We start from the raw sequence: 14,359 nt of genomic DNA, 5'->3' as shown, positions 1-14,359 counted from the left end.
GGCCGCCGCCCAGGCTCCGGCGGCCCTCGCGGCGGCGGGGCCGGCGGCGGCCGCGGCCTCCCCCCTGGCCGCGCCGCCGCCGATCCGGGCGGCCACCGCACCCGACGCCCGGGTGACCATGACAGCGGCTCCGGTGCCGGCGCTCGTGGAGGATTCCCGCGCAGGGCCGCTGCCCCGCGTCGGTGCCAGCGGGCGCACGCCGGCCGAGGTCTACGCCCGTCCCTTCCCGGCCGACGACCCGCGCCCGCGGATCGCCATCATCATGTCTGACATGGGGCTGTCGGGCGTCACCACGGGCAACGCCCTGCAGAACCTGCCGGGCGCGGTGACCCTGGCCTTCGTGCCTTACGGCGAGCGCCTCGACACCTGGGTCGAGAAGGCGCGCGGCGACGGCCACGAGGTGATGCTGTCCCTGCCGATGGAGCCCGAGGGCTTCCCGCGCAACGACCCCGGCCCCAACGCGTTGCTGAGCGGTCTCGCCGCCGAGCGCAACCAGGAGCGCCTGCTGTGGTCGCTGGCCAAGGCGGTCGGCTACGTCGGCGTCACCAGCAGCAGCGGCAGCAAGTTCACCGCCAACGCCGCGGCCATGAAGCCGCTGGTCGACACCCTGAAGGCGCGCGGCCTGCTCTACGTGGATCCCGGGACGGCGCCCGCCAGCAAGGGCCCGGCCCTGGCCGCCGAGGCCGGCGTGCCGCGGGCGCGCGTCGACCGGGTGATCGACCGCGACCTGTCGCGCGGCGCCATCGACGACCAGCTCAAGGAGCTGGAGCGCCTTGCCAAGGCGCAAGGGGCGGCCATCGGCATCGGCTTCCCCTACCCGAGCACCATCGAACGCATCAAACTATGGGCGGCCGGGCTGCAGGACCGCGGCGTCGTGCTGGCCCCGGTGTCGGCGGTGGTGAACCGCCAGAAGGGACTGGGCGGATGAGCGGCAAGAGGAAGACGGCGGGCAGGAGGACGGCGACGGCCAAGCAGACCGGCCGGCCGGTGGAGCGCACGGCGCTGCCCTACCGGCCCTGCGTCGGCGTGATGCTGCTGAACGACCGCGGCCAGGTGTTCGTCGCACGGCGGCTGGACACCCGGGACGCCTGGCAGATGCCCCAGGGCGGCATCGACGACGGTGAGACGCCGCTGCAGGCCGCCCTGCGCGAGCTGAAGGAGGAGATCGGCACCGACCGCGCCGAGATCGTCGCCCAGACCCGCGGGACGCTGCGCTACGACCTGCCGGACCACCTCGTGGGCAAGGTCTGGAAGGGCCGCTGGCGCGGCCAGGAGCAGGTGTGGGTGGTCGCCCGCTTCACCGGCAGCGACGCCGAGATCGACCTCGCCACCGAGCATCCCGAATTCGACGATTGGAAATGGGTCGACACCGGCGACCTCGTCCGCCTCATCGTCCCCTTCAAGCGCGACGTCTACCAGGCGGTGCTGGCGGAGTTCGCGCCGGTGCTGGCCGAACTCCAGGCGGGCTGAGCGCCCGCCCCGCCGGCCGGGGCCGCCTAGGCGCCGGAGCGCGCCAGCCGCTTGGCGCGGCTGTCGAGGAACCACCAGGCGGCGCGGTTGGCCAGCGCGTAGAAGCCGGTGTGCGGCTTCAGCCCGCACGCCTTGAAGATCATCGCCATGGCCCGGTCGAGATGCTTGGGCCGGTAGCAGGCGTAGGCACGGCGCATGTAGGCGGCGTTGCAGGCCTTGTGCTCGTAGGGCGCCCCCTCCGGGGCGTTGGCCGCGTGGTAGGCGTAGGCCAGCTCGTCGTCCTCGGATTCGCCGATGCGCGACAGGGCGACCCACAGGCGCCGCGGCTTCGACAGCCGCTCCTTCTCCTGGTAGCGCTTGGCGTGGTCGTAGAAGATCTTGTAGTGGCGCAGCTCGTCGGCGGCGATGAGGCGGCAGATCTCGCGCAGCATCGGCTCCTCGGTGGAGTCGCCGATGGCGGCGTAGTAGGAGCTGGTGCCGGTCTCCACCATGCAGCGCGCGATCAGCTCGCCGCTGCGCGATCCCCGCACCGAGGTCGCCAGGTCGATCGGCACCTGGTAGCCGTCGCGGAACCGCTGGACCGCCCGTTCGAAGTCGAACGCCGGGTCCACCAGCGTGGCCCATTTGCCCAGGGCCCGGCCGTGCTGGACCTCCTCGACCGCCCACTCCCGCGCAACCTCCTGGAAGCCGGGATCGTCGTGAAACACGTTGCAGAGATAGGCGGTGTAGTCGTCCGCGTTGAACTCCACCAGGGCCGCCGCCTTGATCAGCGGGACCAGATCCGGGTCGACCTTGCTGTGATCAAGGCTGTCCCACGGGAGATCCTCGTAGTTCCAATGCAACTGCGCCATGTCCCTGCCGCACTCCTAGACCGGAATCGACTGCGCGCCCCGCAAAGGGGGCGCGCTGTGCCGTGAACAAATGTATCGCCGGGTGCCCGCAATGCAACGCCGAAGCCGGACCGCAGACCGTGCCCCGGGCCGCACCGGACGCGGCATGTGGCCCCGATGCCACAGCCGCGCGGGGCGCCCCGGCCGCCGTCAGTGGGCAGCGGCGGCGGCGGACGCCTCGACCTTGGCGCGGGCGATGGCCAGCCGGCCCTCGACCGCATCGCGGTCGGCGTCGGTCTTGGCGTCGTCCAGATCCTCGGAGAGGTCGGCCACCTCCTTCTCCGCCTTGGCACGGTCGATCGCGCTCACCGGCACCGCCTGCTCGGCCAGGACGGTGCAGCGGGTCTCCGTCACCTCGGCGAAGCCGCCGGCGACGAACACGCGCTCGATGATGCGCTCGCCCTCGTAGATGTCGATGACGCCGGGGCGCACCATGGAGATCATCGGCGCGTGGCCGGGCAGGACGCCGAAGTCGCCTTCGCTCCCCGGCACCACCACCATGTCCACGGGCTGCGCGTTCAGCAGCTTTTCCGGGGAAACCAGTTCGAATTCGACTTTATCGGCCATCGCAGTCCTGCCCCTTCAGCCGGTCCCCCGCCCGTCCGCTGGGAACGGCGCGGGGGCGGCGTGTACGCTGTTGCCAGACGGGTGGCCCGTCGCGGTCGGCGGCGCGCCGGAACGCGCCGCCCGCCCGCTCAGGCCGCCTCGTTGGCCATCTTCTTGGCCTTGGCGACCGCCTCGTCGATGGTCCCGACCATGTAGAAGGCGGCTTCCGGCAGGTGGTCGTAGTCGCCGGCGACGATCCCCTTGAACCCGCGGATGGTCTCCTCCAGCGACACCAGCACGCCCGGCGAGCCGGTGAACACCTCGGCGACGTGGAACGGCTGCGACAGGAAGCGCTGGATCTTGCGGGCGCGGGCGACGACCAGCTTGTCGTCCTCCGACAGCTCGTCCATGCCGAGGATGGCGATGATGTCCTGCAGCGACTTGTAGGTCTGCAGGACGCGCTGGACGTCGCGGGCCACCTGGTAGTGCTCCTCGCCGACGACACGCGGGTCGAGGATGCGCGAGGTGCTGTCCAGCGGGTCGACGGCCGGGTAGATGCCCAACTCGGCGATCTGGCGCGACAGCACCGTGGTGGCGTCGAGGTGGGCGAAGGAGGTGGCCGGAGCCGGGTCGGTCAGGTCGTCGGCGGGCACGTAGATGGCCTGCACCGAGGTGATCGAGCCCTTCTTGGTGGTGGTGATGCGCTCCTGCAGCGCGCCCATGTCGGTGGCCAGGGTCGGCTGGTAGCCCACCGCCGAGGGGATGCGGCCGAGCAGCGCCGACACCTCGGAGCCCGCCTGGGTGAAGCGGAAGATGTTGTCCACGAAGAACAGCACGTCCTGGCCTTCCTCGTCGCGGAAGTACTCCGCGACCGACAGGCCGGACAGGGCGACGCGGGCGCGGGCGCCCGGCGGCTCGTTCATCTGGCCGTAGACCAGGGCCACCTTGGAGCCCGGGCCGTCGAGCTTGATGACGCCCGACTCGATCATCTCGTGGTAGAGGTCGTTGCCCTCGCGGGTGCGCTCACCGACGCCGGCGAACACCGAGTAGCCGCCGTGCGCCTTGGCGACGTTGTTGATCAGCTCCATGATCAGCACGGTCTTGCCCACGCCCGCGCCGCCGAACAGGCCGATCTTGCCGCCCTTGGCGTAGGGGGCCAGCAGGTCGACGACCTTGATGCCGGTGACCAGCACCTCGGATTCGGTCGACTGGTCGACGAAGTCCGGGGCCGGCTTGTGGATCGGGGCGACCGCCTTGTTGCCGATCGGGCCGCGCTCGTCGATCGGCTCGCCGATAACGTTGATGATGCGGCCGAGCGTCTCGGGGCCGACGGGGATCGAGATCGGGGCGCCGGTGTCCGTCACCTCCTGGCCGCGGACCAGGCCGTCGGTGCCGTCCATGGCGATGGCGCGCACGGTGTTCTCGCCCAGATGCTGGGCCACCTCGAGCACCAGGACCTTGCCCTCGTTCAGGGTGTGGAGCGCGTTCAGGATCGCCGGCAGATCGCCCTCGAACTGCACGTCGACGACGGCGCCCAGCACCTGGGTGATCCGGCCGCCGGCGTTGGTGGAAGCCGGGGCTTCGGTCTTCTTAGCCATGGGGTAAAGCTCCCTCGGAACTCGATTATGTCAAAAAGGACCGTTCGGTCTGCCGTACGTCAGATCGCCTCGGCGCCGGAGATGATCTCGATCAGCTCCTTGGTGATGTACGCTTGGCGTGTGCGGTTGTAGGTCAGCGACAGGCGGTTGATCATGTCGCCGGCGTTGCGGGTGGCGTTGTCCATCGCGGTCATCCGCGCCCCCTGCTCGCTGGCGGCACTCTCCAGAAGCGCGCGGTAGACCTGGATCGACAGGTTGCGCGGCAGCAGCTCGGCCAGGATCTGCTCCTCGTCGGGCTCGAACTCGTAGACCGCCTTGGCCTCGCCGTCGGCCGCGGCCGGGGCGGCGCCGCCGTCGACGGCGAACGGAACGAGCTGCTGGAGGGTGACGACCTGGGCGATCGCCGACTTGAACTTGTTGAAGACGACGGTGCAGACGTCGAACTCGCCGGCCTCGTACATCTCGTTGATCTTCTTGGCGATGCCGTCGGCGTCCGCGAAGGACAGGCGGCGCCGGCCGATGTCCTCGTAGGTCTCGACGATCAGCGAGGCGAAGTCGCGGCGCAGCTGGTCGCGGCCCTTGCGGCCCACCGTCATCACCTTCACCGTCTTACCCTCGCGCTGCAGGCGCACGATGGTGCGCCGCGCCTCGCGGACGATCGAGCCGTTGAAGCCACCGCACAGGCCGCGGTCGGATGTGATGACGAGCAGCAGCTGGACCTGGTCGGAGCCGGTGCCGGTCATCAGCTTCGGGCCGTTGCCGGTGCCCTGGACGTTGCCGGCGAGCGAGGTGAGCATGCGGCCCATCCGCTCGGCGAAGGGCCGGGCCGCCTCGGCCTGCTCCTGCGCGCGGCGCAGCTTGGACGCGGCCACCATCTTCATGGCCGCGGTGATCTTCTGCGTCGACTTGACGCTGGCGATCCGGTTCTTGAGATCCTTGAGGCTAGGCATGCCGGCCCTTCATTTCCGCAAGAGGTCTGCAAACCAGCGCCCGGTCCCAGCGGGGACCGGGCGCGGCGGCAACGATCAGACGAACACCTTGACGAAGGCGTCGAGGAAGGCCTTCAGGCGCTCCTCGGTCGCCGGGGTGATCTGCTTCTCCGTGCGGATGGTCGACAGGATGTCGGCCCCCTTGGAACGGACCTCGTCGAGCAGCTTCTTCTCGAAGCGGGTGACGTCCTCGACCCGGACCTTGTCGAGGTAGCCCTTCACGCCGGCGAAGATGGCGACGACCTGCTCCTCGACCGGCAGCGGCTGGTACTGGCCCTGCTTCAGCAGCTCGGTCAGGCGGGCGCCGCGGGCCAGCAGGCGCTGGGTCGAGGCGTCGAGGTCCGAGGCGAACTGCGAGAAGGCGGCCATCTCGCGGTACTGGGCGAGCTCCAGCTTGATCGAGCCGGCGACCTGCTTCATCGCCTTGATCTGGGCGGCCGAGCCGACGCGGCTGACCGACAGGCCGACGTTGATGGCGGGGCGGATGCCCCGGTAGAACAGCGCCGTCTCCAGGAAGATCTGGCCGTCGGTGATCGAGATCACGTTGGTCGGGATGTACGCCGACACGTCGCCGGCCTGGGTCTCGATGATCGGCAGCGCCGTCAGCGAGCCGGCGCCGTTGGCGTCGCTCATCTTCGCCGCGCGCTCGAGCAGGCGCGAGTGGAGATAGAACACGTCGCCGGGGTAGGCCTCGCGGCCCGGCGGGCGGCGCAGCAGCAGCGACATCTGGCGGTAGGCGACGGCCTGCTTCGACAGATCGTCGTACACGATCAGCGCGTGCATGCCGTTGTCGCGGAAGTACTCGCCCATGGTGCAGCCGGTGTACGGCGCCAGGAACTGCAGCGGGGCCGGCTCCGACGCCGTGGCGGCGACGACGATCGAGTACTCCATGGCGCCGGCGTCTTCGAGCGCCTTGACGATCTGGGCGACGGTGGAGCGCTTCTGGCCGACGGCGACGTAGATGCAGTAGAGCTTCTTGCTCTCGTCGTCGCCCTGGTTGATCGGCTTCTGGTTGATGAAGGTGTCGAGCACCACGGCGGTCTTGCCGGTCTGGCGGTCGCCGATGATCAGCTCACGCTGGCCGCGGCCGACCGGCACCAGGCTGTCGATCGCCTTGAGGCCGGTCTGCATCGGCTCATGCACCGACTTGCGCGGGATGATGCCAGGCGCCTTGACCTCGACGCGCTTGCGCTCGACGTCGACCAGCGGCCCCTTGCCGTCGATCGGGTTGCCCAGGCCGTCGACCACGCGGCCCAGCAAGCCGCGGCCCACCGGCACGTCGACGATGGCGCCGGTGCGCTTGACGGTGTCGCCTTCCTTGATGCCGCGGTCGTCGCCGAAGATCACGACACCGACGTTGTCGGTCTCGAGGTTCAGCGCCATACCCTTCAGGCCACCGGGGAACTCGACCATCTCGCCGGCGCGCACGTTGTCGAGGCCGTGGACGCGCGCCACGCCGTCACCGACCGAGAGAACCTGGCCGACCTCGGCAACGTCCGCCTCGGTCCCGAAATTCGCGATCTGCTGCTTGAGGATCGCAGAGATCTCTGCGGCGCGGATATCCATCAGACTGTTCCCCCTGAGGCCTTCATGGCGAGTTGCAACTTGTCGAGCTTCGTGCGCACCGAGGTGTCGACCATGCGCGACCCGAAGCGGACGATCATGCCGCCGATCAGCGCGGGGTCCACCGTCACGTCGACCGCCACCTTGGCGCCCGCGGTCTTGCGCAGCGCGTCGGTCACCGCCTGCACCTGGGCGTCCGACAGCGGACGCGCGGCGGTGACATGGGCGGTGCTCTCGCCACGGCGGCGCGCCAGCTCGGCGAGGTAGCCGTCGATCATCCCGGGCAGGGCGAACAGCCGGCGGCTCTTGGCCACCAGCCCGACGAACCGTTGGGTGAGGTCCGAGACGCCGGCCTTCTCCAGGACCGCCGCCATGGCGCGGCCCTGGTCGGCGCGGCTGATCACCGGGCTTTGGACGAGGCGGCGGAGGTCAGCGCTCTCGGCCAGGATTTGTTTCAGGGTGGTCAGATCGCTCGCAACCTGATCCAACGCCTTGCTTTCGTCCGCAAGCTCAAACAGCGCCGTGGAGTAACGGCCCGCGAGTTCGGATACGCCTGTACCTTCGGATGCCACCTGATCCCTCGAATTGAGTTCGGTAGACGGTGAGTTTTCAGGGCCTTAGAGTGCGGGTTACCCCGGCCGCGGCGGCCCTTGCCGCGAAAGCGAGCGGTCCAATATCACAGGATAAGCGGAGGCGCAACCGGCCTTGGACAGTAGGTGTGCAGGCTTTCCACCACCCGGATGGAATCCGTCAACACCGCCAATGCGTTCGCTCGCTCGGCCAAAAGACGCGCACGGGCGCGCCTGTGACTTCGGCACGATGGCCGCGGCGCCTTAAGGCATGGTTAACGGTTCGGGAGCAGGGTCGGAAGCCTTTTCGCCCGATGCGTGCACCCCGACCCCGTGTGGCCCGTATGACCGTCCTCGCCTTCACCGCCGCCCGCTTCACCCCGGCCGACCTCGCCGTGTTCGAGCGGGTGGCCGAACCGAAGCTGCGCCAGGGCCATTGGGCGGGGATCGTGCGGGAGTCGGGGCGGGACTTCGACCGCCTGCTGGTGCTGCTGCCCGGCGTCGACCGCCCGGTGTTCCGCTTCGAGCGCGACCGCACCGGGGCCTATCACCTGCACTTCAACGACCGCTCCGGCTGGTACGCCATCGGCACCGGCGGCAGCGCCGCGGAGTGCCTGGCGATCTGGCGGCCGCGCCGCGCGGCCGAGCGCACCGTGCGCGTGGTCTGATGACCGCGCCCGCGGGGCGGCCGGCGGAGTCGGCGCGTCCCGCCGGGCGGCGCGGCTACAGGAAGCTATGCTACAGGAAGCTATAAGGATCCACGTCGACCTGGACGCGCACGGCGGAGGGCACGGCGACCCGCTCCAGCCAGCCGGCGATGAGGGGCTGCACCGCCACGCCGCGGGGTGCCTTCAGCAGCAGGCGGCGGCGGTGGCGGCCGCGCAGCAGGGCGAGCGGCGCCGGGGCCGGGCCCAGCACCGCCACCGTGTCGCTGCGCGGCGCGGCGCGCCCCAGGGCCATGGCGGTGCGGTCGACCAGCCCCTCGTCCTCGCCCGAGACGATCAGCGCCGCCAGCCGGCCGAACGGTGGCATCGCCGCCTCCTGGCGCATCTCCGCCTCCAGGGCGTAGAAGCCGTCGCGGTCGCCGGCGGCCAGGGCCTGCATCACCGGATGCTCGGGCATGAAGGTCTGGAGATAGACGGTGCCCGGTCGCTCGCCGCGGCCGGCCCGGCCGGCGACCTGGTGGAGGAGCTGGTAGGTGCGCTCGCCCGCCCGGAGGTCGCCGCCGGACAGGCCGAGGTCGGCGTCCACCACCCCCACCAGGGTGAGCATCGGGAAATGGTGGCCCTTGGCCATGACCTGGGTGCCGATGACGATGTCCAGCTCGTGCCGGGCGATGCGGTCGATCATCACCTGGATGGCGCGCGGACCGGTCAGGGTGTCGGAGGCCATGACGGCGGCCCGCGCATCGGGAAAGAGGTGGGCCACCTCCTCGGCGATGCGCTCGACGCCGGGGCCGCAGGCGGCGAAGGGGTGGGCGTCGCCGCACTCGGGGCAGGTCTCGGGCAGGGGCTGGGAGAGGCCGCAATGGTGGCATTGCAGCTTACGGGCCAGCCGGTGCTCCACCAGCCAGGCCGTGCAGTTCGGGCAGCGCAGGCGGTGGCCGCAGGTGCGGCACAGGGTGAGCGGGGCGTAGCCGCGGCGGTTGAGGAAGAGCATCGCCTGCTCCCCCCCGGCCAGGGTGTCGGCCAGCGCCTGGCGCAGGGTCGGGGCCAGCCATTGGCGCGGCGGGGGGCGGTCGGCGCGCAGGTCGACCAGCCTCACCTCCGGCAGCAGGGCGCCGCCGTGGCGGGCCGGCAGGACGATGCGCCGGTAGCGGCCGGCGTCGGCGTTGACCTTGGTTTCCAGCGCCGGGGTGGCGGAGGCCAGCACCACCGGCACCCGGCCGAGGTTGGCGCGCGTCACCGCCATGTCCCGGGCGTGGTAGATGGCGCCGTCCTCCTGCTTGTAGGCGCCGTCGTGCTCCTCGTCGACGACGATCAGGCCGAGGTCGGGGAACGGCAGGAACAGGGCCGAGCGCGCCCCCACCACCACCGGCAGCTCGCCGCGCGCCACCGCCCGCCAGGTGTCGCGCCGCGCCGCGCCGGTGAGCTCCGAATGCCATTCCGCCGGCGCCGCGCCGAAGCGCCCGGCGAAGCGGTCGAGCCACTGCGCCGACAGGGCGATCTCGGGCAGCAGAACCAGCGCCTGGCGGCCGGCCGCCAGACAGGCGGCGATCGCCTCGAAATACACCTCCGTCTTGCCCGAGCCGGTCACCCCGTCCAGCAGCAGGGCGGCGTAGCGGTGCCCGCTGACCGCCGCGCGCAGGGCGTCGGCCGCCGCCGCCTGGGCGCCGGACAGGGCCGGGCCGGGGCGCCGCCAGTCCGGGCGCGCGGCCGCCGCGCGCGGCGCCAGCAACTCCGCCTCCAGCACGCCGGCCTCGGCCAGCCCGCGCACCACGGTGACGCCGCACCCCGCCTCCTCGGCCAGTTCGGCCGCCGGACGCGGCGGCCCGTCCTCCAGCAGCGCCAGGACGCGGCGCCGCGCCTCGGTCACCTTGACGCCGTCGGGCACCGGGCCGGCGGCGCGGCGGTAGACCAGCAGCGGCCGCGGCGGCTCCAGCGCCGCCGGGACGCTCACCGCCATCTTCAGCACCATGCCCGGCTGGGTCATGGTGTAGGAGGCCACCCACTCCACGAAGCGGCGCTCGACCTCCGGCATGGCGGGCGCGTCGAAGCGGCGCACCACCGCCTTCAGCCGGCCGGAGTCGACGGTCCCGGCGCCCTCCCCCCACACCACGCCGATGACCCGGCGCGGGCCCAGCGGCACCTCCACGTAGTCGCCCGGCGCCAGCTCCATGCCCGGCGGCACGCGGTAGTCGTAGGCCTCGCGCAGCGGCAGCGGCAGCAGCACGGCGACGCGCCGCACCGCGGGAGCCCGGTCCGGAGCCGGGGCGGAACTGGCAAGCGGCGCGCTCATAGGCTAGACTGCCGCCAAACGACGGCCGGGCCGCCGCCCCCGGGGGGCGGACCCGACGCCCGACCGCGACGCACCGCACAGCATGGACATGGACTCGTCATCATGAAGTTCTTCGTCGACACCGCCGACATCGCGGAGATCCGCGACCTCGCCGACACCGGCCTGCTCGACGGTGTTACCACCAATCCCTCCCTGGTCGCCAAGTCCGGCCGCAAGTTTCTCGATCTTGTGGCCGAGATCTGCGACGTCGTCGACGGCCCGGTGAGCGCCGAGGTGGCCGCCACCGATTTCGAGACCATGCTGGCGGAAGGCCGCCACATCGCCAAGATTTCCGAGCGTGTCGCCGTCAAGGTGCCGCTGACCCCGGCCGGCCTCAAGGTCTGCAAGAACCTGTCCGACGACGGCCGCATGGTCAACGTCACCCTGTGCTTCTCGCCCGCCCAGGCGATCCTCGCCGCCAAGGCCGGCGCCACCTTCGTGTCGCCGTTCGTCGGCCGTCTCGACGACATCGGCCAGGACGGCATGGGGCTGATCGACGAGATCTGCGAGATCTACCGCAACTATGAGCATTTCCGCACCGAGGTGCTGGTGGCCTCCATCCGCAGCCCGCAGCACATCGTCAAGGCGGCGCTGCTGGGCGCCCACGTGGTGACCGCGCCGCCGGCGGTCCTGAAACAGCTCTTCAACCATCCGCTGACGGACAAGGGGCTGGCCCAGTTCGTCGAGGACTGGAAGAAGACCGGCCAGACCATCCTCTGACGGCGCCCCCGCCGCGACAGACGCGCGAAAGGAGCGCGACGCCCATGGCCCCGGAGCCCGGACCGACCCGCAAGATGCCGGACACCCTCACCGCCGAGGACGTCAGCGCCTATCTGCGCGCCCATCCCGACTTCCTGGTCCAGAACGCCGAACTGGTCCACCACCTGACCCCGCCGTCGCTCGACCGCGGCCAGGGGGTGGTGGATCTGCAGGCGTTCATGGTGGAGCGCCTGCGCGGCGAGGTGCGGCGCCTCAAGGACCAGCAGCGCGAGCTGGTGGTGACGACCCGGGCCAACCTCAACAGCCAGAACCGCATCCACGCCGCGGTGCTGTTCCTGCTCGACGCCCAGAGCCTGGAACACCTGGTGCAGACCATCACCACCGACCTGGCGGTGCTGCTGGACCTCGACGTCGCCTGCCTGGTCGTCGAATCGAACGGGCAGGACCTGCCCCACGTCCACCGCAGCGGCGTGCGCGTGGTGGAGCCGGGGACGGTGGACCAATGGCTGGGCAGCCGCGACGTGGCGCTGCACGCCGACGTGCCGGGTGCCGAGGAGATCTTCGGCCCGGCCGCCGGGCTGGTGCGCTCCCAGGCGCTGATCCGCCTCCAGGTCTCGCGCGAGACGCCGGAGGGCATCCTCGCCTTCGGCTCGCGCGAGCCCGACATGTTCCACGACGGCCAGGCGACCGAACTGGTCGGTTTCCTGGCCCGGGTGGTGGAGCGGGTCATCCGCTCCTGGCTCGACCTCCCCGCCTGACGGCGGCGGCGGCGGTGTCGAGCGCAGCCCCCGGTTTCTCGGCCCGCGAGGACGTCCAGGAGGCGCTCGTCCACTGGCGGCGCTGGCTGGAGGTGGAGAAGGGCATGTCGCCGCACACCCTGGACGCCTATGTCCACGACGTCGGCGTGTTCCTCGCCTTCCTCACCGGCTACCACGGGGCGCCGCCGTCGCTGAACGCGCTGGGCGACCTCAAGGCCATGGATTTTCGCGCCTGGCTGGCCAAGCGCGCCGCCGACGGGCTGGGCTCGGCCAGCCGGGCGCGCGAGATGGCGGCGGTGCGCAACCTGTTCCGCTGGCTCGACCGCTCCGGGCGGCTGCACAACCCGATCATCGGCGTGCTCAAGACACCGCGCGCCAAGCGGCCGATGCCGCGCCCCCTGAGCGTGCCCGACGCCGCCACCCTGCTCGACGCCGCTGGCGGCGAGCCCGAGGCGCCGTGGGTCGGGGCGCGCGACCGCGCCCTGTTCACCCTGCTCTACGGCTGCGGCCTGCGCATCTCCGAGGCGCTGGGGCTGAGTCGCGGCGAGGCGCCGCTGGGCGACACCCTGCGGGTGCTGGGCAAGGGCCGCAAGGAGCGCATCGTCCCGGTCCTGCCGGCGGTGGCGGCGGCGGTGCGCGCCTACCTCGACGCCTGCCCGCACCGTGCCGGGTCCGCCGCGCCGCTGTTCGTCGGCATGCGCGGCGGCCGCCTCAACCCCGCGGTGGCGGCCCGCCAGATGCAGCACCTGCGCCGCCTGCTGGGGCTGCCGGACAGCGCGACACCGCATGCGCTCCGCCACAGCTTCGCCACCCATCTGCTGGCCGGCGGCGGCGACCTGCGGGCGATCCAGGACCTGCTGGGCCACGCCTCCCTCTCCACCACCCAGCGCTACACCGACGTCGAGAACGAGCAGCTCTTCGCCGTCTACGCCGCCGCCCACCCGCGGGCGCGCGAGGGCTGATCCGCCCTCAGCCGGCGGCGGGGCATGGCGCCCGGGCGGGGGCGCGGTGGACCGCCACCACCCCGCCGGCGAGCAGCGCCAACAGCATCCCGGCGTAGACATCGGTGGCGGCCACCAGGCCAAGACGGTGGGTGAGGGCGCCCGCCGCCAGAACCGGCAGGCTGAACGCCAGGTAGCTCTCGATGTAGAAAGCGGCGAGCAGGCCCGCCCTCTCCTCGGGCGCGGCCAGCGGCATGACCGTGCGCAGAGCGCCGAGGAAGCTGGCGCCGAAGCCCGCCCCGGCGACCGCGGTGCCGACCAGCAGCAGCGTCACCTCCCCGGCGTGGACGCCGGCCAGCAGGCTGGCCAACCCGACGCCCAGCGCCAGCGGACCGCGGGCCAGCAGGACGCGCGCCGGCGCCTGGCGGAACCACAGGATGACCGCGGCACCGCTCAGCGTCAGGGTGGCCACCACGATGCCCCCGACCAGGGACGAGGCCGTACCGGCCACCACCCGCACCAGGGTCGGCACCAGGGACAGGAAGAAGCCGCCGAGGCCCCACACCGCCACGTTGATGGGCGTCACCCGCAGCAGCGCGCTGCGGGCCGGCGCCGGAACCCGCACCACCGGCTTGAGGGACGCCCAGGCGCCGGGCCGGAACGGAGCGGTCTCCGGCATGCGCCAGACCAGGACGGCCTGGACCGCCGCCGCCACCAGCAGCAGCAGGTAGACCAGCCGGGTCGGCTCCGGTGCGAACGCCACCAACGCCGAGGCGCCAAGGATGCCCACCGCCATCCCGAACAGGGGCGCCACGCTGTTGACCAGGGCGCCGCGGGTCGGACTGCCGTCCACCAGCGCGGCGCCGAGCGCGGTGGTGGCGATGCCGTTGGAGACGCCCTGCACGACGCGGGCCGCCAGCAGCGTCGGAACCGCGTCGGCGACGAGGAACAGACCGAGCGCCACCGCCTGGAGGGCCAAGGCCACGAGGATCAGCGGCCGTCGGCCGAGATGGTCGGACAGCGACCCCACGGTCAGCAGCGCCGCCAGCAGGCTGAAGGCGTAGACCGCGAACACCAGGGTCAGGACCACCGGGGAGAAGCCCCACATGTTTTGGTAGACCCCGTAGAGCGGAGTCGGGGCCGCCGAGGCGGCAAGCAGGGTCGCCAGGGTCACCGCCTGGACGACGGTGCCGCCAGCGGCCACGGGGGCGGGTTCGATCGCCGTCGACATGGGGTGTCGGATCCCTTAAAGCAAATGATGTGCTTTAGGTAGATGGACCACTCCGCCACTAAAGCAAATTATTTGCGTTAGTGGCCC

General features: G+C 71.6%; 14 protein-coding genes. 6 read left to right on the top strand and 8 right to left on the bottom strand.

Annotation, left to right across the window (positions count from 1 at the left end):
• A partial coding sequence (locus AC6H2I_RS25545; RefSeq protein WP_497503586.1) for a divergent polysaccharide deacetylase family protein occupies window positions 1-928 on the top strand: 928 nt, incomplete at its 5' end.
• Window positions 925-1,470 (top strand): RNA pyrophosphohydrolase, encoded by a 546-nt coding sequence (locus AC6H2I_RS25540; protein ID WP_497503585.1) that lies wholly within the window; start codon window positions 925-927, stop codon window positions 1,468-1,470. The genes AC6H2I_RS25545 and AC6H2I_RS25540, both read left to right, overlap by 4 nt.
• A gap of 26 nt (window positions 1,471-1,496) precedes the next feature.
• Here the strand turns inward: AC6H2I_RS25540 and AC6H2I_RS25535 are convergent, their stop codons facing one another.
• The 6 genes from AC6H2I_RS25535 to AC6H2I_RS25510 form a co-directional block, all read right to left on the bottom strand.
• Entirely contained in the window at window positions 1,497-2,321 is an 825-nt protein-coding gene (locus AC6H2I_RS25535) for a ferritin-like domain-containing protein (protein ID WP_497503584.1), read from the bottom strand.
• 189 nt (window positions 2,322-2,510) lie between these two features.
• A complete protein-coding gene (locus AC6H2I_RS25530) occupies window positions 2,511-2,927 on the bottom strand; it encodes a F0F1 ATP synthase subunit epsilon (protein WP_497503583.1) in 417 nt (138 codons plus the stop codon).
• Between the two features lie 128 nt (window positions 2,928-3,055).
• Window positions 3,056-4,504, bottom strand: a complete 1,449-nt coding sequence (gene atpD, locus AC6H2I_RS25525) for a F0F1 ATP synthase subunit beta (protein ID WP_497503582.1) — start codon at window positions 4,502-4,504, stop codon at window positions 3,056-3,058.
• 59 nt (window positions 4,505-4,563) lie between these two features.
• A complete protein-coding gene (locus AC6H2I_RS25520) occupies window positions 4,564-5,454 on the bottom strand; it encodes a F0F1 ATP synthase subunit gamma (RefSeq protein ID WP_497503581.1) in 891 nt (296 codons plus the stop codon).
• Window positions 5,455-5,529: 75 nt separating this feature from the next.
• Complete coding sequence (atpA, locus tag AC6H2I_RS25515; protein WP_497503580.1) at window positions 5,530-7,059, bottom strand: F0F1 ATP synthase subunit alpha; 1,530 nt, start codon at window positions 7,057-7,059, stop codon at window positions 5,530-5,532.
• Window positions 7,059-7,628: a F0F1 ATP synthase subunit delta gene (locus AC6H2I_RS25510; protein WP_497503579.1), complete on the bottom strand. Its 570-nt coding sequence runs from the start codon at window positions 7,626-7,628 to the stop codon at window positions 7,059-7,061. Before AC6H2I_RS25510 ends, atpA begins: the two co-directional genes overlap by 1 nt.
• A gap of 341 nt (window positions 7,629-7,969) precedes the next feature.
• Between AC6H2I_RS25510 and AC6H2I_RS25505 the strand changes: the two genes are divergently transcribed.
• On the top strand, window positions 7,970-8,293 hold the full coding sequence (locus AC6H2I_RS25505; protein WP_497503578.1) for a hypothetical protein: 324 nt from the start codon (window positions 7,970-7,972) through the stop codon (window positions 8,291-8,293).
• A 70-nt stretch (window positions 8,294-8,363) separates the two neighbouring features.
• Here the strand turns inward: AC6H2I_RS25505 and AC6H2I_RS25500 are convergent, their stop codons facing one another.
• Window positions 8,364-10,583, bottom strand: a complete 2,220-nt coding sequence (locus AC6H2I_RS25500) for a primosomal protein N' (RefSeq protein WP_497503577.1) — start codon at window positions 10,581-10,583, stop codon at window positions 8,364-8,366.
• Between the two features lie 102 nt (window positions 10,584-10,685).
• On the opposite strand from AC6H2I_RS25500, the gene fsa reads away from it, so the two are divergent.
• The 3 genes from fsa to AC6H2I_RS25485 are packed head-to-tail and all read left to right on the top strand — an operon-like array spanning window position 10,686 to window position 13,062.
• A complete protein-coding gene (gene fsa, locus AC6H2I_RS25495; RefSeq protein ID WP_497503576.1) occupies window positions 10,686-11,342 on the top strand; it encodes a fructose-6-phosphate aldolase in 657 nt (218 codons plus the stop codon).
• A gap of 44 nt (window positions 11,343-11,386) precedes the next feature.
• Window positions 11,387-12,100, top strand: coding sequence for a DUF484 family protein (locus tag AC6H2I_RS25490; protein WP_497503575.1), 714 nt, complete (start codon window positions 11,387-11,389; stop codon window positions 12,098-12,100).
• Between the two features lie 14 nt (window positions 12,101-12,114).
• Window positions 12,115-13,062 carry a tyrosine recombinase XerC gene (locus AC6H2I_RS25485; RefSeq protein ID WP_497503574.1) on the top strand — a complete coding sequence of 316 codons (948 nt, stop codon included), beginning with the start codon at window positions 12,115-12,117 and terminating at the stop codon, window positions 13,060-13,062.
• A 7-nt stretch (window positions 13,063-13,069) separates the two neighbouring features.
• On the opposite strand, the gene AC6H2I_RS25480 is transcribed toward AC6H2I_RS25485, so the two are convergent.
• A complete protein-coding gene (locus tag AC6H2I_RS25480) occupies window positions 13,070-14,272 on the bottom strand; it encodes an MFS transporter (protein ID WP_497503573.1) in 1,203 nt (400 codons plus the stop codon).
• Between the last annotated feature and the right edge of the window lie 87 nt (window positions 14,273-14,359).

This window comes from Azospirillum sp. NS33 (assembly GCF_059703765.1).
The sequence above is the reverse complement of the archived record's forward strand: the minus strand, read 5'-3'. Positions and strand labels throughout refer to the sequence as shown.

What these genes read in the sequence shown, in the direction of transcription:
- atpA (WP_497503580.1), bottom strand. Translation starts at nt 7,059, where the DNA reads ATGGATATCCGCGCCGCAGAGATCTCTGCGATCCTCAAGCAGCAGATC.
- AC6H2I_RS25535 (WP_497503584.1), bottom strand. Translation starts at nt 2,321, where the DNA reads ATGGCGCAGTTGCATTGGAACTACGAGGATCTCCCGTGGGACAGCCTT.
- AC6H2I_RS25540 (WP_497503585.1), top strand. Translation starts at nt 925, where the DNA reads ATGAGCGGCAAGAGGAAGACGGCGGGCAGGAGGACGGCGACGGCCAAG.
- fsa (WP_497503576.1), top strand. Translation starts at nt 10,686, where the DNA reads ATGAAGTTCTTCGTCGACACCGCCGACATCGCGGAGATCCGCGACCTC.
- AC6H2I_RS25530 (WP_497503583.1), bottom strand. Translation starts at nt 2,927, where the DNA reads ATGGCCGATAAAGTCGAATTCGAACTGGTTTCCCCGGAAAAGCTGCTG.
- AC6H2I_RS25490 (WP_497503575.1), top strand. Translation starts at nt 11,387, where the DNA reads ATGGCCCCGGAGCCCGGACCGACCCGCAAGATGCCGGACACCCTCACC.
- AC6H2I_RS25500 (WP_497503577.1), bottom strand. Translation starts at nt 10,583, where the DNA reads ATGAGCGCGCCGCTTGCCAGTTCCGCCCCGGCTCCGGACCGGGCTCCC.
- atpD (WP_497503582.1), bottom strand. Translation starts at nt 4,504, where the DNA reads ATGGCTAAGAAGACCGAAGCCCCGGCTTCCACCAACGCCGGCGGCCGG.
- AC6H2I_RS25480 (WP_497503573.1), bottom strand. Translation starts at nt 14,272, where the DNA reads ATGTCGACGGCGATCGAACCCGCCCCCGTGGCCGCTGGCGGCACCGTC.
- AC6H2I_RS25505 (WP_497503578.1), top strand. Translation starts at nt 7,970, where the DNA reads ATGACCGTCCTCGCCTTCACCGCCGCCCGCTTCACCCCGGCCGACCTC.
- AC6H2I_RS25520 (WP_497503581.1), bottom strand. Translation starts at nt 5,454, where the DNA reads ATGCCTAGCCTCAAGGATCTCAAGAACCGGATCGCCAGCGTCAAGTCG.